Here is a 20,433-nt window from a genome sequence, read left to right as displayed (position 1 = left end):
TGCAATCGATTACAATTTTATCACTTTTTTTCCTTGTATGCGCCATTCCGGCGTACAATTTTTACGCAATCGTTACCGGAAAGCCCCCGAAGTCCTTATTCCGGTGCTTTTCCCCCCGGTATACCTGGAAATAATGGTGTGCCCGGCACCGCCGCCCAACAAAAAACCCCACAATATGTGGGGCTCGTATGCAGAAATAAATTAAAAAAACTACCAGTCTTGTTTTGCCAAACCGGCCTTAATAGCAGCCAAAGCTTTTTCTTCTCCCAAAAGAGAAGTGAGCTTGTTTCCTTTTCCGTCGTGTCCTTTTGCAATATAGCCGCCCTTTACTGTACGGGAAATTACAGCATCCTGGATCGGTACATTCTTTTCTTTTGTTTTCACATTGTAAGCGGTAAGAGTTGCATCTGCCATAATGAATAATTTTTGATTTGAAAACTTGAAATTAAGGGTTTTTATCTAAACCAGCTCCTAAATATGTTACCGCAATAAACTTTTATAACTAACAAATTAGTTATATTTACAAAAATATCCGTTATCTTAAACCAGAATTATGTTTAAAAAACTCATTATCACCCTGCTAAGCCTCCACGCAATAGGTGCCGGCGCACAGGAGGGTTACGACCCGCTGCAAGTGCTAACATTTTGTAAAAATCAGGATTATGAACAGGCATTGCACTATTTAACCACCGTTCCGGCCCCTGAACAGGAGCAATACCTGTTTGACCTGGGCTACGTGCATTATATGAACGACCAGTTTACAGAAGCCCTGTCTGCATTTACCAAACTTTACCAAAAGAACCCGCAATTGCCGGCGCCCCAGCTGTACCTGGCCCGGCTTTCGAATATGAAGGGGGACGAGCAAAATGCGCTGTTTTACTACAAAAACCTCATCCGTTTGCTTCCGGACCGCTATAAATACTGGCATGCCGCAGCCACGGTATGGTCAAGGCTGAGACAACCCGATTCTGCGATCGCCTATATCCGGAAAAGTTATGCATTAAGGCCGCAGGCCGGTCAGGTGGTCTATGACTACGCCACCTACCTGGACAATGCCAAACAGAAAAAGGAGGCGGAGGCGATTGTTGACCGTTTTTTACAATCGGACACCAGCTATCTGCCGGTCATGGGGAAAAAGGTCAATCTTTGTTTCAGTACCGGGCGCTACCAGGAAGCCATTGCCTGGGGAGAGCGGCTGCGTGCGCAGGATCCGTTACCGGTAGACCGCCCGGGAGTTTACATCAATCTCCTGTACAGCTACCTGAACTTAAAACAGCCGGACAGTGTGCTGCGCATTTTCAGCTGGCTGGAGCTGCAGGGAATCGGCGGCGAGTCCGCTGCCTATGGCGCCGCCCTGGCCCATTCCATGAAAAAAAACTATGTGGTCAGCGACTCGTTGCTCACCGAATGCATCGCTTTTAATATCCAGGAGATGGCGGCCACCTACCTGCGGGCGAAAGCCGGCAATGCGCTTGCTACTAACAATTATACCCGGGCCGTTGCCCTGTACGATACCTCCTACTACATTTTTAAAGACCCCATCGACCTGTTCCAGGCAGGAACTGTATTTGACAGCCATCTGAAAAACAGGGCACGGGCTGCGGGCTATTACAAAAGATTCCTGCGCGCCCGGCCGGTACCTAAAACCAGTAACGAAGAAGATATCACTCAATATATCAAGGCTTTTTTAAACCTTCAAAAAAACTGACCGGCCCCCAAAAGCCGTTATCTTTATTGAAACTTGACACAATGAGGAAAATATTGTTCATCCTGATGGGCAGCCTTGTGCTGGCCTCCTGTGGTAATAACCAGAAGCAGGCAGTTGTTTACAATAACAACCTGGTAAAGATCCAGCAGGAAGTTGCAGCAGAAACGCCCAAATTCAACCAGCTTTTGCAAGCAGCGGATAGCGCCGAAGCGTACAAACTGCTGGCAGACCTTTCCACGTATATTGGCGACGAACAGAAAAAAGCAGCAGTACTGCAATTTGACGGAGACGACTTTGGAATGAAGGCCGCACTGCTGGAAGGGTTCGACTTCTTCAGAAAGGTATTGGCAGAAGATTTTAAAAAACTTCTCGGGCTGCGATTTGCCAGGCCTGCACCCGCCGATGCCCGGCAGCAGGTACAGCAAATTGTGCATACTATACAGCAACAGGGAGCGATGGTTGATAAAAAATTTGTACGTGCGCAAAAGCAGTTTGCGAAGAAATACAACATCACACTGCAGCGGCCATAAAGAATACCGCCAGCGGGGCAATACAGCTGGTGATGCAATGCCACCGGCACGGCTTATGATACTTACCTTTTGCAGGACATTGCCACTTCTTAAATGAGTTAAGGCCCGTTTTTAACAATCTGCACTGCGGCCATGCCGCTTATCCCATCAAATGTGTTTGTCCGGCACGCCAGGAAAAGCCGCTTCATTTCCGGGTAACTTTTCCCCTGCCCCCTGCCTGCCGGCATACGGCAATATAAAGCATGCACGAAAAAGAATCCGGACGTACTGATCAATATCTACGAAAATTTCGTATCATTGCGATAAATTAATAATACTATGACCCGGCGCAACTATTTACTGCAGTACCCAGGCCTGATGTTTTTCATCCTGGCACAAACAACCGCTTTCTCTCAGGTAACCCTCCGTACCACGGCCGTTGCATCTCCCCTGAAGAACGCCCAACCCGTTATCGGAAGGGTGTTGTACAACTTCAGCTATATGAAAGATACCGCACATCGCGACTATTACTATGAAGAGATCTTCGAACTCGATTATACTAAAAACAGCAGCTCTTTTACCAGCTATACAAAAAAACAAAACGATACGCTGATGAGAAACCAGGTTGCAGCAGCTTTTAAAAACGCGCCGGATCCCAACCATGTAGCCATTACCCTTGCAGGAGCACCGAGTTCGGCAGACTGGTTTTATATTGAAAGCAGCCCCAAACCGATGGTCTGCGAAATAAAAGTACTGGCCGGGGTTTCCTTTATTATTCAGGCGCTGCAACCCCCGATCGACTGGAATATTACCGATTCTACAAAGACCATCCGTGGCTTTTTATGTCAGAAGGCAACGGGGCACAGCTACGGCAGATGGTACACTGCCTGGTTTTGCACCGATCTGCCACATCGCTTTGGGCCGAGAAGACTGAACGGGCTACCGGGTCTGATCCTGGAGGCTTACGATGACCGGATGGAAGTTATTTATCGTCTGAACCGGGTTGAGGAGCAGCACAGCGTCCTGGAACCGGTGGGCTTACCTGCCAACGCAGAAACGACTACGTACCCGGCCTTTGCCCGGGCTGAAGAAGCATTCAAACGCAACCCGCAGGCATTTATTGATGCCAACCGGGGAAAAAGATCTACGGTAGGGAGAACTGCAGGGATCATGGGCGACTTTGATGCCTCCAAAATTAAAAGCATCGACGTCCGGAAAAGCACATCCGCGCCCAAAAATATCAAAGCCAATAATCCGATCGATCTCATAACGGAATGATCCTGCCGGTTCGCTTTTATGAGAAAGACGTTTGTTTTATTGTTGTGGTCATTTGCATTTGCCGCCGCCGGACAGCAAACCAATATTCAGTTGTCCGGAACGGTAAAAGACACTGCAGGGAATGCATTGCCGGGCGCCACCGTAATTCTGGTACGCCTGGCGGACCAGGCAGGGCTGCTCTTTACCACAACCGATACCGCAGGGCGCTATTTCTTTGCCGTTCCCCCAACAGGGGCAGCACTTGCAGTAAAAGTAAGCCTGGCCGGTTTTTTAAAACAGCAGCAGCCCATAGTGGAGCACAAGAGGCTGATTCATTTCTTCATGCGGCCTTCCGAACCGCACTTGCTTCCCAATGTTACAGTAACGAACAACAGGCGCCCCATTGTGCAAAAAGGGGATACCCTTAGCTATGATGCCGCTCATTTTACCGAAAGATCGGACCGGCACCTGGGTGATATCATTAAAAAACTGCCGGGCGTGGAAGTAGACGATGCCGGCGTGATCAAATACAAAGGAAAGGAGATCAACAAGTTTTATATTGAAGGTGATGATCTGTTGGGCGGGCGTTATACGATCGCAACGGATAATATCAATGCGGCAGATATCGATAAGGTGCAGATCATCGAACACAACCAGGATGTTAAAATGCTGAACGGCATCGTACCCTCGAACCGGGCAGGGGTCAATGTGCTATTGAAACCTAAAAGTAAATTGAAAATGATCCACAACGCGGAGCTAACCGGAGGCCTGCCAAAAGCCTATGCCGTTGAGGGCAAAAGCATGGCGTTCCGGAAAAAATTCAAGGCCATTAATGAGATCAAGCTGAATGATATGGGAACAAGCTACACCCGTGAATCAGGCATTGCCGGTTTACAGGAACCCCGCGGAATAGAAGCCGGCAGGGCACTCTTTAACAACAGCCGCATGTTCAACATCAATGATCTTTATAAGCTGAATCCCGCTACCGGCATCACATTAAACGGGTTTTATATAAAGGACCGGCAGCGGACCGGCAATGAATTCCGCACGCTGTATTACTTACCCAACGGGGATCGTGTGGCATACAGCGAAGACAACCAGAACCAGCTTGCAACAAATGCTTTGCACCTCGGCTTGACGTTTGCGATCAACAGCCCGAAGACCTATTTTAAAACAGCAAGTACATTTGACCATAACCGCGATCTCCAAGCCACGGCAACCATCACCGGCAACCGGATCAAACAGCACGGCAAACATACCAGCACCAGCATCAGCAATACGGCCGGCGGGTATCTGCTGATCGGTAAAAAACACCTGCTGCATTATGGAAACACCTTCAGCTATTCCAGCGACCCAAAACAGTCGGCATACGATCCGGGCGTCTTGCCGCAGGTCATCAACGACAGCATCCCCTACCTGCAAACCATCCAGCACCTGGGACTAAAGCGCTTTCAAGACCAGACAACCTTCAGCTACAGCAGGGTTTTTGCAAACTGGACCCTGGGGCTGAATACCGGTTTTAACTGGCAGCGCCAACAATTGCAGTCCCGTGTTGCCCTTTTGCAAAGCGACAGCTTGTCGAGTGTTCCGGCCGGATTTGGAAATGCGCTCAACTGGAAGAAAAGCGAATTGTTCTCCGGGGCGCAACTCACTTACAGCGGAAACAGGAGTTTGCTGATCCTGAATGCACCGCTCAAATGGCAACACTATCATTACTCCAATGATTCCGTAGCTGATAATAAGGACGCAGGAGCACGTCTCACTTCCGAGCCTGCCCTCAGCTGGGAGTACCGGGTGGGGAAAGAGCATACCCTGGCCCTCGACTACCATCTTGACTACAAAACAGCGGGCATCGAACAGGTTTATGGAGGAGCCATTATTTCGGGCTATCGGAATTTTGCTTCCTACGAGACGCCTTTTCTGATGAGCCGCAGCCATACCCTCCATGCCGGTTTTGGCTACAAAAAGATCATCAGGATGCTCTTTGCGGCTGTTGATCTGCAGTATGCCGCCACAAAGAGCTTTTTCATGTACAGCACTACCATTAAAAATGACCGGACGGTTGTACAGGCCCTGCCCATCATCAACCAGTATCGGTCAGGAAGCGTATCTGCGCGGGCAGGTAAATATATTTTTGCCTTAAACACCACCATTGTCCTCGACGGATCGTTGCGTATGGCCGGCGCACAACAACTGCAGAATGAGCAATTGTTTTCCGTTTTCTCCCGCACAAAATCGGTGGGCATCTCTGTTGCGCCTACCGTGTTAAAATGGTTAAAATTGGATCTGTCGTCCGGTTACACCCAATACAGTACCACATCTGCACAGGCAGGATTCCGGATGCAAAAGCTGCGGCAATGGAAGCAGCAGTCCGGTATTACGGTATATCCGGCAAATGGATGGAGCATGCATTTCAGCAACCAGTATTACTACTCAGTGCAAAAAGGGAACCCGGTCACATCCAACCTCTTTATGGATGCTTATGCTCAATACAAATTTGATAAAAGAAAATTACTGCTCCGTTTAAGCTGCAGCAATATAGCGAACGTCAACCATTTTAGAACGCTCGGTATAAACGACAACCAGGTCAGCAGCACCTCCTACCTGCTTCGCCCCCGCATGTTGTGTTTGCTGACTTCATTTGATTTCTAACCGGTGCGCTAAAACAGGTATTCACAAGAACTTTTTATTTTCGCCTGATGCATTTCCGGTATCTCTTATTGGTCCTTTCTTTTGTATGGCTGCTCCCGACAGCCTGCCGGGATCCGCATAAAGAAGCCATCAACTACCTGGCATCACTGACGGTCATCAAATTACAGGCAAAAAAGGCATCCCCTTAATGAATGATCCCAACTATTATAAAAACGCTAGTACCCATCTAAAGAACATAGAAAAGCAGTTACGGAACCTCTCTTTTTCCGGGAATGATTTCGGGTTAAAAGAAGCCAGATTGGCAGATACCCTTACCGCACAGCAGCTATTGTCCGACACCATTCCCCGTATGCGGGTAAACGCCGCGGCAATGAATGACATTTCAGAGGGCGTACGACTCCTGGATTCTTTTAACCATGCAGCTCAGGAAAAGGCAAAACAGATCGATTGACGCGTCCGCGCCCGGAAATTAAAATTTGCAGCATGCTACAGGATCCCGGTCGAATGAGGTGTTAAGCACACTGTATAAGCCGCTGCGGTGCAGGGGCCGTCCCTTCCAGTATTTTGCTGCTTTTTGGCCGGCCCCAAGCGCTGCCATCCAAAAGCCGCATTCCTGTTGCTTAACAATTAAATATCCAGCTTGGCGTATTTTGCGTTGCTTTCTATAAACTCGCGGCGGGGAGCCACTTCATCGCCCATCAGCATGCTAAAGACGCGGTCTGCTTCTGCGGCGCTTTCGATGGTCACCTGCTTCAGGGTCCGGCGATCCGGGTCCATAGTGGTTTCCCATAATTGCTCGGCATTCATCTCTCCCAAACCTTTATACCGCTGGATGTTCACAGAATCTTCCCGGCCAGCGCCCAGCCGCTCTACAAGGGCTTTACGCTGATCTTCGTTATAGGCATACGCCGATTCCTTCCCTTTCTTAACCAGGTACAACGGTGGCTGTGCAAGGTAAACATATCCCTGCTCCACCAGCTCTTTCATATAACGATACACAAACGTAAGGATCAATGTGGCAATATGACTTCCATCCACATCGGCATCCGTCATAATGATCAGCTTATGATAGCGGAGCTTTGCAAGGTTCAATGCCTTGGGATCTTCCGGGGTTCCTACGGTTACTCCAAGCGCCGTATAGATATTCCGGATCTCCTCATTTTCGTAGATCTTGTGCTCCATGGCTTTTTCCACGTTCAGGATCTTACCCCTCAATGGCAGGATGGCCTGAAAACTCCGGTCGCGTCCCTGTTTGGCGGTACCACCCGCAGAATCTCCCTCCACCAGGTAGAGTTCACAACGCTCTGGGTCGCGGTCGGAACAGTCTGCCAGCTTACCCGGCAGTCCGCCCCCGCTCAGCACGGTTTTGCGTTGTACGAGATCACGGGCCTTCCGGGCTGCGATCCGGGCCTGGGCAGCCAGGATCACTTTATTGATGATGTTTTTGGCATCCTTGGGATTTTCTTCAAGGTAGGTTTGCAGTACGCGTGCCACAGTGGTCTGTACCACTCCGCTTACCTCACTGTTGCCCAGCTTGGTCTTTGTTTGGCCTTCAAACTGCGGCTCCGGAACCTTCACCGAAATGATGGCGCTGAGCCCTTCGCGAAAGTCATCCCCATCGATCGTTACCTTGGCTTTTTCAAACAGCCCTTCCTTATCGCCGTAGGTTTTAAAGATACGGGTCAGCGCCTGCCGGAACCCCGTTACATGGGTTCCTCCTTCAATAGTGTTGATATTGTTTACATACGAAAAGATATGCTCGCTGAAAGAATCATTATAGGTCAGTGCCACGTCCACGGCCACATGGGTGTTTTCGTCATGTCCCTCTACGTACAGTACTTTGGGGATCAGCGGCGTTCTTCCGCCGTTCTTATCCAGCATCTCTACAAATTCCGTGATCCCGCCCTCGCTGTAAAACACCTTGGTAATATCATTGCCCTGTTCGTCTTTCTCCCGTTTGTCGGTAAGGGTAATGCTGATCTTTTTATTCAGGAACGACAGCTCCCGCAAACGGCCTTCGAGGATATCACGTTTATACTCGATGGAAGTAAAAATGGTCGTGTCGGGCCAGAAATGCTGAATGGTGCCATGCTTATCCGTTGTACCGATTTCGCGTACCGGATAATCAGGAACGCCGATATGGTATTCCTGCTCAAATATTTTTCCGTCGCGGTGCACCACGGAGCGCATCCGGGTACTCAGTGCGTTCACGCAGCTTACCCCTACCCCGTGCAGACCGCCGGATACCTTATACGTATTTTTATCAAACTTACCTCCGGCATGCAATACCGTCATGGCCACCTGCAGGGCGCTAACGCCCATTTTTTGGTTGATACCGGTAGGGATACCCCGGCCATCATCTTCCACAGAAATGGAGTTGTCTTCATGAATGGTTACAAGGATGTTTTTACAATATCCCGCCAGTGCTTCATCAATTGAGTTATCCACCACTTCGTACACCAGGTGATGCAATCCTTTTACACCGATGTCTCCAATATACATAGCCGGGCGTTTGCGCACCGCTTCCAACCCTTCCAGCACCTGGATGCTATCCGCACCGTAGGCAGGGGAAGCAGCGGCTTCCACATCCTTTACTTCTTCGCTCATATAATATGAAAAATTTTAATGTATGTTCCGTTGTATAGTCTACAAATTTACGAAAAAATACGCGTTTTTCCGCATTATTTACACCCAATGTGTATAACTCCGGTTTGCTGGAAAAGCAGCGTTATTATTGGATTTCAGCCGGTTATAAATATACTTCTAAATCGGGTTCCGAGGGCGGAAGCGGGAGACTGCCCGATAACCGGCTGCCAGCTGCTAAAAAGCAGCGGAACCTGGTTTTTATTTTTATCCTCCGGAGCATCCTGCTTTAAAAAACAGGGGCTTCCGATTCACCTGCCGGCGTGCCGTTTTTCTTTTTCCGGGGAGGCTGCCCATACAAAAAACCGGAGGCTGCCTCAAAAGCCGATACCTGTCGCAACTTTTGAGCAGCCCCCGGCCGTTATCTTCCGGAAAGCCCTTTGTCCCGGAGGGTTAATGTTCTTCCGTATAACGTTTAAAGTTATCAAGGATCGATTGCCATCCGGCCTGCTGCATTTCCACAGAGTGCAGGGTTTCGGCATCAAAGGTCTCGGTAACGGTCGTGCCGTCCTCGCCGGAAGCAAAAAGAACCTGCACCTGCCGGCCATCGCCCATAGTATAGCCGATCTGGGTGTTGATGACCACTTCGTCATAGACACCACCGAAATCAAATCCCATACTGCCGTCCCGGGCTTCCATCCTTGAAGAAAATTTACCGCCAACCCGGAGGTCATTTTCTGCGCTGGGTGTATGCCAGTCGTCCGATGCGCTGTTCCATTTTTTGATGTGTTCCGGTTCCGTCCAGTATTCCCATACTTTTTCCACCGGGGCATTGATCGTTGCTGCTACTGTAATTTTTGTTGACGCCATCATTCTTTTTTTTATGGTGATGAAGATAATTATTAATAAAGGATAAAAGCGTTTGTTTAACCGAGGCTGTACTGCAGGGTTTCGTTTGCTGTTTGGGATACCGATGCCTTACGCAGTTTATGATAGTAGTGGTAGGAGGCACCCAGTAGGACCAGCACGATCAAAGGGAACAAGGTTTGCCCGTTAAAGCCGTCTACCGCGGCATGCGAAACGGCCGCACAGATAAAGTTAAAGGTAAAGCCGGCATATGCCCATTCTTTGATCCGTCCTTTAAAAAAAGGCAGGGCCAGTATAATGGCGCCGGATACTTTAAAAATAGCCAGCAGTATCCGGAAATAATCGGGATAACCCAGGTGGCTGATGCCCTGTTTGGCCAGCTCGGTATGAGAGGTAAGCGCCGGCATTACGCCATCCAGCAATACGATCAGCCCGGTGAATGTCCAGTAGAGGATTTTTGTCTTTTTCATTTTTATCGTTTTTAATTGTTTAAGATCTGTTGCAATCACAATGCAAACATAGCATCGCATTTGAACGGATCTGCTGTATAAAAACGACATTAAAAAAGGCGATTTGCGACAGGGCCTTTCGCTACGGTGCAAAGGCACAACAACATGCAGACTTATTCGCATTAAAATCCCGGGGGGAAACTGGGCTGCGCTACCGGTATTTTGAAATTATTCATCATATGATTCATCATCATGAAGTTTAAATTGTTGTCATAGTGCCTTACAGGCTTTTTGTAGAAACGGTTAATGCCGAATTCAAAGGAGATTATTGTTTCAATAAAAAAGGCCGACTGTTTTTTGTTTTTAATATTGGTAATAAGCCTATATCCGGAAAACAAATATTCGCTAACAAATTCATTCGCAAGACGATCGATTTCAGGGTGAATAGAATTTAAAATTTTCCCGGATCTTACAACTCCATTGTGGTCAATAAGTACTGAAACAAGCAATATTCCCTGTGCATTTTCACTCAGAGCACCATCATATTGTTTTGTAAGCATAATAGTATCCTTTTTCATAAGCATCAGAATAATAGATGCCCGTTATCTTTTCTTCCGGGTTATAGATCAACGGATCGAAGTATCCGTTTAACGGGATACCATTCACATCATATTTCAGGCCAACAGGAACTTGTGCATAAAGTGTTGCAGACAAAAAGCCGAGCAGCAGCAAGGTTATAGCAATTTTCTTTTTCATTGGCAGTTTGTTCTAAGGTTTTTCTTGTTATAATAAGGCCGTAAGGGCGCTCCATCTGGTTCGAGGTGATGATGAGATATCGTTTTAGGAGTAAATGATCAACACCCATTAGTTATCAGGCCCTAACCCGCATCAAGAGCAAACCTGAAACTTTTAAACCTGGAACCTTAAACGCCGCAGGCCTTACCGCTTCACGATCTGCGCTACGAGGTCGGCTTCCGTAGCTACTTTGCCGCCTACATATACGGTGCCGCGCATTTCGCAGATGCCACGGCGGATGGGTGCTGTAAGCTCCATCTTCAGGATCATCGTATCGCCGGGGCGCACCATTTGCTTGAACTTGCAGTTATCAATTTTCAGAAAATAAGTGTCGTACTGGCCTTCGCCGGCAAGGTTGATGGCCAGGATGCCGCCGCACTGGGCCAGCGCTTCGATCTGCAGCACGCCGGGCATCACCGGGTTCTGGGGAAAATGCCCCTGGAAGAACCATTCGTTAAACGTTACATTCTTTACACCCACAATGCGCTCATCCGTCAGCTCGATGATCTTGTCTACCAGCAGGAACGGAAAGCGATGCGGAAGGGTCTTTTCGATGTATTGCAGGTCATAAACCGGGGGAACCGCCGGATCATAATGCGGCACGCCCTTCAGGTGTTTGTTGGCTTTGATGTGCTTTTTGATCAGGCGGGCAAATTCCACGTTGGAGCTGTGCCCCGGCCGGTTGGCGATTACCCTTCCTTTTACCGGGTAGCCGATCAGCGCCAGGTCTCCTACGATATCCAGCAGCTTATGCCGTGCCGGCTCGTTAGGAAAACGCAGCTCCAGGTTATTCAGATAGCCTTCGCTCTTTACTTCAATATCATCCTTATTGAAGATCTTTTTCAGCCGGCTCAGCTCTTCCTCCCCAATGGGCTTATCTACCACCACAATGGCATTGTTCACATCCCCGCCCTTGATCAGGTTATGCTGCAGCAGCATTTCCAGCTCGTGTAAAAAACAGAAGGTACGGGAGCGGGAGATCTTCTCCTTAAAGTGCCGCATGCTCTTCAATTCGGCATGCTGGGTGCCCAGTACGGGCGAATTAAAATCGATTAGGGTAGTGATCTGGTATTCACGTGCGGGCATGATCACCATCTCCACGCGCTTTTCTTCATCGGTGAGGTACAAATTTTCATCAATGGAGTACCATAACTTGGCCGCGTCCTGCTCCTCTACCCCGACTTCTTCGATGAGGTCGATAAAGGCCATGGCACTGCCATCTTTGATGGGTATTTCCGGTCCGTTGATCTCGATCAGCACATTATCCACCCCCATACCCACCAGCGCTGCCAGCAGATGCTCCACAGTGCTCACCTTAGCCCCGTTCGATTCCAGTGTGGTGCCCCGGCTGGTGTCGGTTACCAGGTCACAATCCGCTTTGATCACCGGTTTATTTGGCAGATCAACCCTTTGAAACTGGATACCGAAACCTGCATTTGCCGGTTTTAGCGTCAGATCCGCCAGCACGCCTGTGTGCAGACCGGTTCCGCTAATGCCAACAGATTGTTTCAGTGTGTGTTGTTTGTCGGGGTTGAAATGACTATTCATGTATGTATTTTGTGGGCGCAAATATATTTATAAATTTAATGGACCGCAATAATGAACGGTAGTAATCCTGTAAACAGTTCTATGGCAATAGGTTACCTTTCACTCTTTAAGCGGTTCAGTTCTTCTTCCAGTTCCTTCATTCTTTTCTCAAGGTCCGGAAGTCTGCGGTTCAGCGCCTGGCTTCTGAGCGCCGATGTGTAATCATAGGCCGGTGAGCCGGTAACCGCCTTGCCCGGCTCAATATTCTTGCTTACCCCGCTTTGCGCGTTGATCTTGGCTCCGTCGCCGATATGCAGGTGGCCCACAATACCCACCTGGCCGCCGATCATAACGCCTTTGCCCACTTTGGTGCTGCCGCTGATACCCGCCTGCGCCGCCACCACGGTGCTGTTCCCGATCTCTACATTGTGCGCGATCTGTATGAGGTTGTCCAGCTTGGCGCCGGAGCGGATGATGGTAGAGCCGATCGTAGCCCGGTCGATGGCAGCATTAGCCCCGATCTCCACATGATCCTCGATGACCACGTTGCCGATCTGGGGTACTTTGGCAAAAGTGCCGTCGGCCTGGGGGGCAAACCCGAAACCGTCGCTGCCGATCACCGTTCCCGCATGTATGGTAACATGGTTGCCAACGACGCAGTTATGCAGGATCTTTACACCGGCATGAATGACGGTATGATTTCCAATGGAAACATTGTTGCCGATATAGGCGTTGGGATGGATCTTAGCATGATCGCCCACCGTTACATTTTCACCAAGGTATGCAAACGCCCCGATAAAGACGTCGGTACCATACCGGGCAGTCTTCGAAATATAGGAAGGCTCCTGGATCCCTTTTAACTGCTGCTGCATGATCTCCTGGTATTTTCCCAGCAATGCGGCAAATGCGGAGTAGGCGTCTTTAACGCGGATCAGGGTGGCCGTCACCGGTTTTTTTAACTCCAGCGCTTCATTGATAATGATGATACTGGCTTTGGTTGCATACAGGTACTCTTCGTATTTGGGGTTGGCCAGGAAGCTGAGCTGTCCTTCCTGTGCCTCTTCAATTTTTCCAAAATTTCCAACGGCAGCTTCGGCATCACCTTCGATACGGCCATTGATCATTGCAGCAATCTGCGATGCAGTAAATGTCATATTGCAAATAAATAATTTTTAATGGATCCTAAAGGAACAAATGTAATATTTTTTGACAGGGATGGTCGTTTTTACATTGATCAGCGCATGGTCCACCTCCGAAATATCCTTTAACCGTCCGTCCTTGTACAAAATGGTAATGGCCTCGTTCTTGGGGTTGTACAGGCTGTTGCTGGCCTCCCCCCAAAAAACAAAATAGGCAGCGTCCTCTTCACTGACGCCCATCTGAACAGCCATCTCCTGCCGGCGCTCCAGCAAAAAGGTTTCCCTGAAGGGCTCCGCCTGCAAGCGGATCCGCATAATCCTCCGCTCTGCCAATGCCTGGCAAAGATGCGACAGCACCTTGTCCGGATGGCGGCACCAGTTCTTGATCGTAGCGGCCATATCCTGATCATCCATACTGCAAAAATCGAGCAGCAACCGGTGGCGGTCCTCCGCATTGGCAGCACCGTGATGCAAAAAATGCTCCAGCGCCTCAGTGGCAGCGGCTACCTTTACTCCCTGCGCGATCAATTCTTTGGCCCTCCGGATGATCATTACCAGCATTTTTTCCGCAGCAACCACTGTTTTATGCAGATATACCTGCCAGTACATCAGCCGCCTGCTCAACAGGAACTTCTCGATCGAATAAATTGCTTTTTCCTCCACTACCAGGTTGCCCTGGTGCACTGCCAGCATTTTCAGAATGCGGTCATAACCGATCACCCCTTCCGCCACCCCGGTAAAAAAACTATCCCGGTTCAGGTAATCCATCCGGTCCACATCCAGCTGGCCGGAAACCAGCTGATGCAGGAATTTCTTGGGATGCACACCCGTAAAAATAGCCAAAGCAGTTTCTAATTGATTGTTAAACTGCTGGTTCAGCTCCTGCATAATGGCCAGGGAAAGCTTTTCATGGTGCACCCCGGGGATGAGCTCATGCTCCAGCGCATGGGAGAACGGTCCATGCCCGATGTCGTGCAGCAGGATGGCGATCTTGGCGCCCAGCTCCTCCTCTTCGGTAATGACGACTCCCTTTCCCTTCAATTCCTGCAGGGCTGTGCACATCAGGTGATAGGCTCCCAGTGAATGCAACAGGCGGGTATGTACGGCGCCGGGATATACCAGGTGCGCAAATGCCATCTGGTGAATGCTCCGTAAGCGCTGGTAATAAGGATGGGAGATGATGGCCAGTAGCAGCGGGTGATCAATCGTAATAAACCCATAAACCGGGTCGTTGATAATTTTGCGAACGTTTGCCATTTTTTTTGTTGCCGTCAAAGTTAGGAAAAGGTTTCCCGTTTAGCGAGATTTGAGATTTGAGATTTGGGATTTGAGAAAGGTTATCTTTGTCCTTATTGACAAGCAGATATGATCAAGTACACACAAAATACACTGGACAAACTGGAATCCATTCCCGAGCAGAACGGCTACCTCCTGCGCTATGAACGGGGCACGTTTCAAAGCGGGTATTGCATCCTGGACGATAAAAAAGTAGTGGTGCTCAACAAATTCCTGCAAACGGAAGGCCGCATCAATACCCTGCTGGAGATCATCCCGCAGCTGGACATTGACCCCATACAGCTGGATGATCAATCAAAGAAACTGTACGCAGAAGTCATTGAAAACGCCGCACCGGGCGAAGAGAGTTAAACGCTTAACGCAAAATGCCGGATGCTCAACGCTGAATACAGAGAGCTAAAGACCATTTTCCGGATTGTTAAGCTTAAAATACGCAGTTATGAGAAATTACGATGTCTGGACTCTGGCACACAAACTTGTACTATTTGTATACCGGGAAATTCTGGTTTGTTTTCCGCCTGGAGAGCAATACAACCTTAGGTTGCAGACGAAACGGGCTGCATATTCCGTTCCGCTGAATTTTGTAGAAGATGGTGGCAGAAATACCGGCAAAGACTTTGCACATTTTTTGGATAACCCGGTCGGATCGCTACAGCAACTGAGGTATGCGAGCCTGTTCGCGCACGACCTGGAGTATATCAGTAGAGAAAAATATCAGCATCTGGGATTGATCACCGATGAAGTAAAAGCAAATTAATTAACTTAATAAAAGCCATTCGCAAGCAATAAAGCACGATGCTGCGCACTCAGCGTTAAACATTCAGCATTCATCATGTCCTATCCTCCCATTCATATCACCTTTCTCGGTACCGGAACCAGCTCCGGCGTACCCATGGTGGCCTGTGACTGTGCGGTATGCCGTTCGGCCGATACAAAGGACCAGCGCCTGCGGTCCAGCATCCTGATACAGTCGCCCGGCACAACCCTGGTAGTGGATACCGGCCCCGATTTCCGTACCCAGATGCTGCGAAAATCTGTAAAAAAACTTGATGCTGTGCTCCTGACCCATTCGCATAAAGACCATATCGCGGGGCTGGATGAAGTGCGGGCCTACAATTACTTCCAGAAAAAACCCATGGAACTGTACGCCACAGAAGCCACCCTGAACCGGGTTAAAATGGAATTCGATTATGCGTTCAGCGACTTCCGGGTGCCGGGGATCCCTTCCATTAACCTGCAGTACATCAACGAGCGGACTGCTTTTACTGTGGGTGAACTCCAGGTGGAGCCGATCTCCGTCTGGCATATGCGCATGCCCGTGCTGGGCTTCCGCTTTGGCGGCTTTACCTATATTACAGACGCCAACCGGATCGATAAAGCATCCAAAGAAAAGATACAGGGCTCAAAGGTGCTGGTACTCAATGCCCTGCGCCATGAGCCGCATATCTCGCATTTTACACTCAAAGAAGCCGTCGCGCTCGCCGACGAGCTGGAAATCCCCCAGGTCTATTTTACCCATATCTCTCATCAGATGGGTTTTCACCGGGAGGTGGAAACTACCTTGCCACAGGGCCGGAACCTCGCTTTTGACGGGTTAGAGATCTCCTTATAAGACGGGCAACGGCGTTTGTCAAAAATATATGGCAAACGCCCGGCCGTGCTTCCCGGGAAACGTGGCCGGGAGTAAATAAGCATTTTTGTTTTTAATCGTAAATTTTTTTTAATTTTATTAAACTACTACTTAATTTTATTAAACTAAGCATTACATTTACAAAATGAAACTCCCAGTTTATTGCCCCAGCTGTGCGCACCCCCTGAACGTAAGCCAGCTCCGGTGCGAAACCTGCCTCACGCAGGTAAGCGGCAACTATGAATTGCCGCTTTATCTCAAACTGAGCCGCGAAGAACAGGACTTTATCATGGATTTCTTTCTGGCCAGTGGCAGCATTAAGGAAATGTCGGCACAGGCAGGCATCAGCTATCCTACCATGCGCAATAAAATGGATGATATGATTGAAAAGATCAGAAAACTGAAAAATGAACGGCCATGAACTGGAAAACCATCCTGAATCCTTTTGAACGATATTCGGAAAAGGAACTGGCATTGACCGGAATCCTTACCCTCCTGCTGTCTGTAGTGCTTTTCTGGTGGCTTCAGCAAACCAATGACGGGATCTATCATATCGGCCCGGACCCCAACCTGTCGTTCCGGCAGGCCATCGCGGAGGCCATCACTTATACGCTGCTGGTCAGTATCCTGCTATTCATTCCCGGCAGGATCGCCAATCCCAAAACCCGGGTAATTGACATCCTGAACGCCACCCTCATCCATCGCATTCCTTTGACATTGGGCATTCCGCTGATCCGGATCCCCTTTATCAAAAATGCTTTTGAAAATATACGCCAGGCATACACCAACAATACGCTGCATATCCCAAGCGCATCGGATCTCCTGATCATGCTGACCGTGGCTACACTGATGCTGGCCCTTTTTATATATGCCCTTATACTACTTGTCAATGGTTTCAAAACGGCCGCACATATAAAAAAACCGGTCTATTATTTTCTGTTCGCGGCAGCGCTCATTGTTTCCGAGATCATTTACCGCTCGTTTTTATATCCCTGCCTTTCCACCTCCCTACTTTTTGGTCAATCGATTGCCGGCAGCTGGCAGGGCAATCTGGATATTTCAGCAGGAAGGACAATTCCACTGGTGATCCATATTGAACAGTCCGGCGATAGCCTGAAGGCAGTTATGGACAGCCCGGCCCAGGGCGTAAAGGAAATCCCCGTTGACCGGACAGCCTTTGACAGCAACCTGTTGCGGTTTGAGCTTCATGCGCTGAAAATACAATACGCTGGCGCCCTGCAAGGCGACAGCATTGCCGGCACTTTTACGCAGGCAGGATATGCATTACCCCTGGTTTTGAGAAAAAATAAAAATGGGAACAAGCCATTTTATCACCGCCCGCAAGAGCCCCAGCCGCCTTTTTCCTATCATACGGAAGCCGTCGGTTTTAAAAACACAACGCAGGGAAACCGGCTGGCCGGAACACTGACCACCCCAACGGCCGGACAAGACTTTCCGGTGGTGGTAATGATCACCGGCAGCGGTGCACAGAACCGGGATGAGGAACTGTTTGGACATAAGCCATTCCTGGTCATTGCAGACTATTTTGCAAACCATGGCATTGGAAGCCTGAGGCTGGACGACCGGGGCGTAGGCGGATCTGAAAAAGGAAAAGCAGATCCGACGTCAGCCGATTTTGCAACCGACATTCATAGTGCAGTTGAATACCTTGTGCAAAGAGGGTTCAAAAACACCGGGCTTTTAGGTCATAGCGAAGGAGGGGTCATAGCACCGATTGTGGCAACAAAAAACCCGAACGTAAAATTCATGATCCTAATGGCCGGCCTGGGCGTAACAGGCGCCGAGCTGAACGTACAGCAGATCAGGCTGCTCAATAAGGTAATGGGCGCCACTGACGCAACGGCAGAAAAGCGGGCAGCAGAAACACAGGTTGTTGTCAACGCCATATTAAAGTACCGGCAGCCCGAACTGGGAACGGAGCTGGAAAAAATTTACAGCAGGATCTTCCTGCCGGACAGTATGCAGCAAAACGCCCGGGAAAAAAATGACTTTATCCGTCAGCAATTAAGCAGGGCTTCCGCTCCATGGTTTGTGTTTCTTACAAGATACAACCCCAACGACTATCTCACCTGCATTAAAATCCCGGTGCTGGCCCTAAACGGAAGCCTCGACGTGCAGGTTGCTGCCAAAGAGAACCTGGCTGGCATAAAAGCGGGTTTAGAAAAAGCCGGCAATAAAAATTTTGAAGTAAAGGAACTGCCGGGGCTCAATCATTTGTTTCAGGAAGCAGGAACAGGTGCGCCATCCGAATATGCCCAGATAGAACAAACCATGGCGCCGGCTGTATTGGAACTGATGACCCGCTGGATATTGAAAAACGCGGGAACAAAACATTAAATCACAGAAAACAAAACGGGCACTATGGACTTAAGTGTATCATACGACAAAACCACAAAGACCATCACGGCGCTTGTCATAGTGCTGATACTGGCCGTACTGGCCTCTATGTGGATCGGCCTGAAGGCAGCCGGCACCTGGCTTCCCTTATTATTTATGGCCGCTGTAAGCTTTTTATCATTGATCATGCCTTACGGGTTCTCTATAAAGAAATACCGGATCGATCACGAAGCACTGACCATCTGCCGGCCTTTTGGCGATAAGCGATTTCCGCTTTCATCCATTGCTTCCGCGGCCATCATCGACCCTAAACTGCTGCGCTGGTCCTGGCGGATATGGGGAAGCGGTGGCCTTTTTGGCTGGTACGGCACTTTTGGCAACAGGCATTTCGGCACCATGACCTGGTACCGCACCCGGCGCGACCGTGCCGTACTGATTGCTACCGACAAAAACAAAAAACTGGTGCTGAGCCCGGACGATGTGGAAGGATTTATAAACGCATATGAACAATTTACGGGAAATACAGCCAACCAAAAGCTCTGATAACGATAGCTGCAGACCGCACAAATGATGTATGCTTTTTATCAGGGCAACCGTCGTGGCTGCACCCGGAATATCCCCGTGCTCTAAGCCATGAAGCCATAGCCGGTGACGCATCAGACCTGCACACTTAACATTGATGGCGCAGCCATTTTTTGGAATGTAGCGGGGTCGCCGTTAGGCCGGCAGCGCCCCTGCATTGCAGGTCCCGGTAATGGCTCCTGCCCCGTACAACAAGGTCTCAGGCCTGTTAAGCCACATGCGGTTCCCGGAATATTGCTTCTGCCAGCTTAGGTTCTTCCTGCGCCATCGGTGGTTCCTGCCGTTTTCTTCTGCCATAGGTAATATACAGGGCCGCAGCTGTAAACAATAAGGCGCCGGCAATATTCCCCAATGTTACCGGGATCTGGTTATAGAACCACCAATCGCTTACGCCCACAGGAGCGCCCAGCAACATCCCTTCAGGTATCACAAACATATTGACCACCGCATGTTCAAAACCCTGGGCAAAGAACATAAACACCGGGATCCATGCCGCCAGGATCTTGCCGATGGCGGAGGATGTGGTCAATGCCAGCACCACGCCCATAGTCACCATCCAATTACATAAAATACCTTTGGTAAATGCCGTAGCAATACCGGCCGCTCCCAGCTGGCCATAGCCAACGGTCTTTGCTGTTGCAATTTTAACAAGCGCGGGAATCAGCGGCGATGCATGGGTTTGCCCAAAGCTGGTCACCGATGCCCAGAACAGGAGCGCATAGACCAGGGCCCCGAATAAATTGGCGCCATAAACAATGGCCAGGTTGCGCAACATGACCGGCATCGGCAGTGTTTTATGAAAGTAAGCCGCCGGCAGCAAAGCAAAGCTCCCCGTTACCAGCTCCAGTCCCATCAATACAACAACCACAAAACAAATGGGAAACAGCAGGGCGCCTGCCAAGGGAATGCCCGTTTGTATACCGGCGGTAACGGCAAGCGTGGTACCAATACCCAGCAGCATGCCGGATAAGGTACCCCGTACAAAAAGATCAGTGGTGTTTAACCGGCCTTTGTCGGTTCCGGACTGGATCATGAGGGCAACTACTTCTGTGGGTTTTTTGTAATCCATAATTTAAGTTTT

Annotated in this window: 22 protein-coding genes; 12 read left to right on the top strand and 10 right to left on the bottom strand. The window is 49.4% G+C overall.

The genetic code is table 11. From position 1 onward, the window contains the following. Positions 1-210: 210 nt before the first annotated feature. Entirely contained in the window at positions 211-414 is a 204-nt protein-coding gene (locus B160_RS0120805) for a hypothetical protein (protein ID WP_018629869.1), read from the bottom strand. A gap of 139 nt (positions 415-553) precedes the next feature. Between B160_RS0120805 and B160_RS0120800 the strand changes: the two genes are divergently transcribed. The 6 genes from B160_RS0120800 (at position 554) to B160_RS0120770 (ending at position 6,577) form a co-directional block, all read left to right on the top strand. Further along, on the top strand, positions 554-1,708 hold the full coding sequence (locus tag B160_RS0120800) for a tetratricopeptide repeat protein (RefSeq protein WP_018629868.1): 1,155 nt from the start codon (positions 554-556) through the stop codon (positions 1,706-1,708). 41 nt (positions 1,709-1,749) lie between these two features. Next, on the top strand, positions 1,750-2,238 hold the full coding sequence (locus B160_RS0120795; RefSeq protein ID WP_018629867.1) for an LIC11966 family surface protein: 489 nt from the start codon (positions 1,750-1,752) through the stop codon (positions 2,236-2,238). Positions 2,239-2,556: 318 nt separating this feature from the next. Then, the gene (locus B160_RS0120785) at positions 2,557-3,495 is read left to right on the top strand and encodes a GLPGLI family protein (RefSeq protein WP_018629865.1); all 939 of its coding nucleotides are present in this window, start codon (positions 2,557-2,559) and stop codon (positions 3,493-3,495) included. A gap of 18 nt (positions 3,496-3,513) precedes the next feature. After that, complete coding sequence (locus B160_RS0120780) at positions 3,514-6,126, top strand: carboxypeptidase-like regulatory domain-containing protein (protein WP_018629864.1); 2,613 nt, start codon at positions 3,514-3,516, stop codon at positions 6,124-6,126. A 47-nt stretch (positions 6,127-6,173) separates the two neighbouring features. Next, positions 6,174-6,314 carry a hypothetical protein gene (locus B160_RS31810; protein ID WP_018629863.1) on the top strand — a complete coding sequence of 47 codons (141 nt, stop codon included), beginning with the start codon at positions 6,174-6,176 and terminating at the stop codon, positions 6,312-6,314. Then, the gene (locus B160_RS0120770; protein WP_018629862.1) at positions 6,314-6,577 is read left to right on the top strand and encodes a hypothetical protein; all 264 of its coding nucleotides are present in this window, start codon (positions 6,314-6,316) and stop codon (positions 6,575-6,577) included. The genes B160_RS31810 and B160_RS0120770 overlap by 1 nt, the downstream gene beginning before the upstream one ends. 176 nt (positions 6,578-6,753) lie before the next feature. On the opposite strand, the gene gyrB is transcribed toward B160_RS0120770, so the two are convergent. The 8 genes from gyrB to B160_RS0120715 all read right to left on the bottom strand — a co-directional run bounded on the left by gyrB (position 6,754) and on the right by B160_RS0120715 (position 14,743). Continuing rightward, a complete protein-coding gene (gene gyrB, locus B160_RS0120760; RefSeq protein ID WP_018629860.1) occupies positions 6,754-8,733 on the bottom strand; it encodes a DNA topoisomerase (ATP-hydrolyzing) subunit B in 1,980 nt (659 codons plus the stop codon). Between the two features lie 429 nt (positions 8,734-9,162). Continuing rightward, positions 9,163-9,579: an SRPBCC family protein gene (locus tag B160_RS0120745; RefSeq protein ID WP_018629857.1), complete on the bottom strand. Its 417-nt coding sequence runs from the start codon at positions 9,577-9,579 to the stop codon at positions 9,163-9,165. Positions 9,580-9,635: 56 nt separating this feature from the next. Further along, complete coding sequence (locus B160_RS0120740; RefSeq protein ID WP_018629856.1) at positions 9,636-10,046, bottom strand: DoxX family protein; 411 nt, start codon at positions 10,044-10,046, stop codon at positions 9,636-9,638. 161 nt (positions 10,047-10,207) lie between these two features. Beyond that, positions 10,208-10,585, bottom strand: a complete 378-nt coding sequence (locus B160_RS0120735) for a hypothetical protein (protein WP_018629855.1) — start codon at positions 10,583-10,585, stop codon at positions 10,208-10,210. Further along, positions 10,566-10,781 carry a hypothetical protein gene (locus B160_RS0120730; protein ID WP_018629854.1) on the bottom strand — a complete coding sequence of 72 codons (216 nt, stop codon included), beginning with the start codon at positions 10,779-10,781 and terminating at the stop codon, positions 10,566-10,568. The genes B160_RS0120735 and B160_RS0120730 overlap by 20 nt, the downstream gene beginning before the upstream one ends. A gap of 183 nt (positions 10,782-10,964) precedes the next feature. Further along, positions 10,965-12,368, bottom strand: coding sequence for a bifunctional UDP-3-O-[3-hydroxymyristoyl] N-acetylglucosamine deacetylase/3-hydroxyacyl-ACP dehydratase (locus B160_RS0120725; protein WP_018629853.1), 1,404 nt, complete (start codon positions 12,366-12,368; stop codon positions 10,965-10,967). A gap of 92 nt (positions 12,369-12,460) precedes the next feature. Beyond that, positions 12,461-13,501: a UDP-3-O-(3-hydroxymyristoyl)glucosamine N-acyltransferase gene (gene lpxD, locus B160_RS0120720; protein ID WP_018629852.1), complete on the bottom strand. Its 1,041-nt coding sequence runs from the start codon at positions 13,499-13,501 to the stop codon at positions 12,461-12,463. Positions 13,502-13,519: 18 nt separating this feature from the next. Next, positions 13,520-14,743 carry an HD domain-containing protein gene (locus B160_RS0120715; RefSeq protein WP_026309914.1) on the bottom strand — a complete coding sequence of 408 codons (1,224 nt, stop codon included), beginning with the start codon at positions 14,741-14,743 and terminating at the stop codon, positions 13,520-13,522. A gap of 108 nt (positions 14,744-14,851) precedes the next feature. Between B160_RS0120715 and B160_RS0120710 the strand changes: the two genes are divergently transcribed. The 6 genes from B160_RS0120710 (at position 14,852) to B160_RS0120685 (ending at position 19,313) form a co-directional block, all read left to right on the top strand. After that, the gene (locus tag B160_RS0120710) at positions 14,852-15,133 is read left to right on the top strand and encodes a hypothetical protein (RefSeq protein WP_018629850.1); all 282 of its coding nucleotides are present in this window, start codon (positions 14,852-14,854) and stop codon (positions 15,131-15,133) included. Between the two features lie 88 nt (positions 15,134-15,221). Beyond that, positions 15,222-15,539, top strand: a complete 318-nt coding sequence (locus B160_RS0120705; protein WP_018629849.1) for a four helix bundle protein — start codon at positions 15,222-15,224, stop codon at positions 15,537-15,539. Positions 15,540-15,614: 75 nt separating this feature from the next. Beyond that, positions 15,615-16,394, top strand: a complete 780-nt coding sequence (locus tag B160_RS0120700; protein WP_018629848.1) for an MBL fold metallo-hydrolase — start codon at positions 15,615-15,617, stop codon at positions 16,392-16,394. A 163-nt stretch (positions 16,395-16,557) separates the two neighbouring features. After that, positions 16,558-16,833: a DUF2089 family protein gene (locus B160_RS0120695; RefSeq protein WP_018629847.1), complete on the top strand. Its 276-nt coding sequence runs from the start codon at positions 16,558-16,560 to the stop codon at positions 16,831-16,833. Continuing rightward, positions 16,830-18,770: an alpha/beta hydrolase family protein gene (locus B160_RS0120690; protein ID WP_018629846.1), complete on the top strand. Its 1,941-nt coding sequence runs from the start codon at positions 16,830-16,832 to the stop codon at positions 18,768-18,770. Before B160_RS0120695 ends, B160_RS0120690 begins: the two co-directional genes overlap by 4 nt. Positions 18,771-18,794: 24 nt before the next feature. After that, positions 18,795-19,313 carry a PH domain-containing protein gene (locus B160_RS0120685; protein ID WP_018629845.1) on the top strand — a complete coding sequence of 173 codons (519 nt, stop codon included), beginning with the start codon at positions 18,795-18,797 and terminating at the stop codon, positions 19,311-19,313. Positions 19,314-19,560: 247 nt separating this feature from the next. Here the strand turns inward: B160_RS0120685 and B160_RS0120680 are convergent, their stop codons facing one another. After that, positions 19,561-20,421 (bottom strand): formate/nitrite transporter family protein, encoded by an 861-nt coding sequence (locus tag B160_RS0120680; protein WP_018629844.1) that lies wholly within the window; start codon positions 20,419-20,421, stop codon positions 19,561-19,563. Between the last annotated feature and the right edge of the window lie 12 nt (positions 20,422-20,433).

Source organism: Niabella aurantiaca DSM 17617 (assembly GCF_000374125.1).
Classification (GTDB): domain Bacteria; phylum Bacteroidota; class Bacteroidia; order Chitinophagales; family Chitinophagaceae; genus Niabella; species Niabella aurantiaca.
This window is presented reverse-complemented; position numbering and strand designations above follow the sequence as displayed.

Coding starts and splice junctions, on each gene's coding strand:
- B160_RS0120805 (WP_018629869.1), bottom strand. CDS start 414: ATGGCAGATGCAACTCTTACCGCTTACAATGTGAAAACAAAAGAAAAG.
- B160_RS0120800 (WP_018629868.1), top strand. CDS start 554: ATGTTTAAAAAACTCATTATCACCCTGCTAAGCCTCCACGCAATAGGT.
- B160_RS0120795 (WP_018629867.1), top strand. CDS start 1,750: ATGAGGAAAATATTGTTCATCCTGATGGGCAGCCTTGTGCTGGCCTCC.
- B160_RS0120785 (WP_018629865.1), top strand. CDS start 2,557: ATGACCCGGCGCAACTATTTACTGCAGTACCCAGGCCTGATGTTTTTC.
- B160_RS0120780 (WP_018629864.1), top strand. CDS start 3,514: ATGAGAAAGACGTTTGTTTTATTGTTGTGGTCATTTGCATTTGCCGCC.
- B160_RS31810 (WP_018629863.1), top strand. CDS start 6,174: ATGCATTTCCGGTATCTCTTATTGGTCCTTTCTTTTGTATGGCTGCTC.
- B160_RS0120770 (WP_018629862.1), top strand. CDS start 6,314: ATGAATGATCCCAACTATTATAAAAACGCTAGTACCCATCTAAAGAAC.
- gyrB (WP_018629860.1), bottom strand. CDS start 8,733: ATGAGCGAAGAAGTAAAGGATGTGGAAGCCGCTGCTTCCCCTGCCTAC.
- B160_RS0120745 (WP_018629857.1), bottom strand. CDS start 9,579: ATGGCGTCAACAAAAATTACAGTAGCAGCAACGATCAATGCCCCGGTG.
- B160_RS0120740 (WP_018629856.1), bottom strand. CDS start 10,046: ATGAAAAAGACAAAAATCCTCTACTGGACATTCACCGGGCTGATCGTA.
- B160_RS0120735 (WP_018629855.1), bottom strand. CDS start 10,585: ATGCTTACAAAACAATATGATGGTGCTCTGAGTGAAAATGCACAGGGA.
- B160_RS0120730 (WP_018629854.1), bottom strand. CDS start 10,781: ATGAAAAAGAAAATTGCTATAACCTTGCTGCTGCTCGGCTTTTTGTCT.
- B160_RS0120725 (WP_018629853.1), bottom strand. CDS start 12,368: ATGAATAGTCATTTCAACCCCGACAAACAACACACACTGAAACAATCT.
- lpxD (WP_018629852.1), bottom strand. CDS start 13,501: ATGACATTTACTGCATCGCAGATTGCTGCAATGATCAATGGCCGTATC.
- B160_RS0120715 (WP_026309914.1), bottom strand. CDS start 14,743: ATGGCAAACGTTCGCAAAATTATCAACGACCCGGTTTATGGGTTTATT.
- B160_RS0120710 (WP_018629850.1), top strand. CDS start 14,852: ATGATCAAGTACACACAAAATACACTGGACAAACTGGAATCCATTCCC.
- B160_RS0120705 (WP_018629849.1), top strand. CDS start 15,222: ATGAGAAATTACGATGTCTGGACTCTGGCACACAAACTTGTACTATTT.
- B160_RS0120700 (WP_018629848.1), top strand. CDS start 15,615: ATGTCCTATCCTCCCATTCATATCACCTTTCTCGGTACCGGAACCAGC.
- B160_RS0120695 (WP_018629847.1), top strand. CDS start 16,558: ATGAAACTCCCAGTTTATTGCCCCAGCTGTGCGCACCCCCTGAACGTA.
- B160_RS0120690 (WP_018629846.1), top strand. CDS start 16,830: ATGAACTGGAAAACCATCCTGAATCCTTTTGAACGATATTCGGAAAAG.
- B160_RS0120685 (WP_018629845.1), top strand. CDS start 18,795: ATGGACTTAAGTGTATCATACGACAAAACCACAAAGACCATCACGGCG.
- B160_RS0120680 (WP_018629844.1), bottom strand. CDS start 20,421: ATGGATTACAAAAAACCCACAGAAGTAGTTGCCCTCATGATCCAGTCC.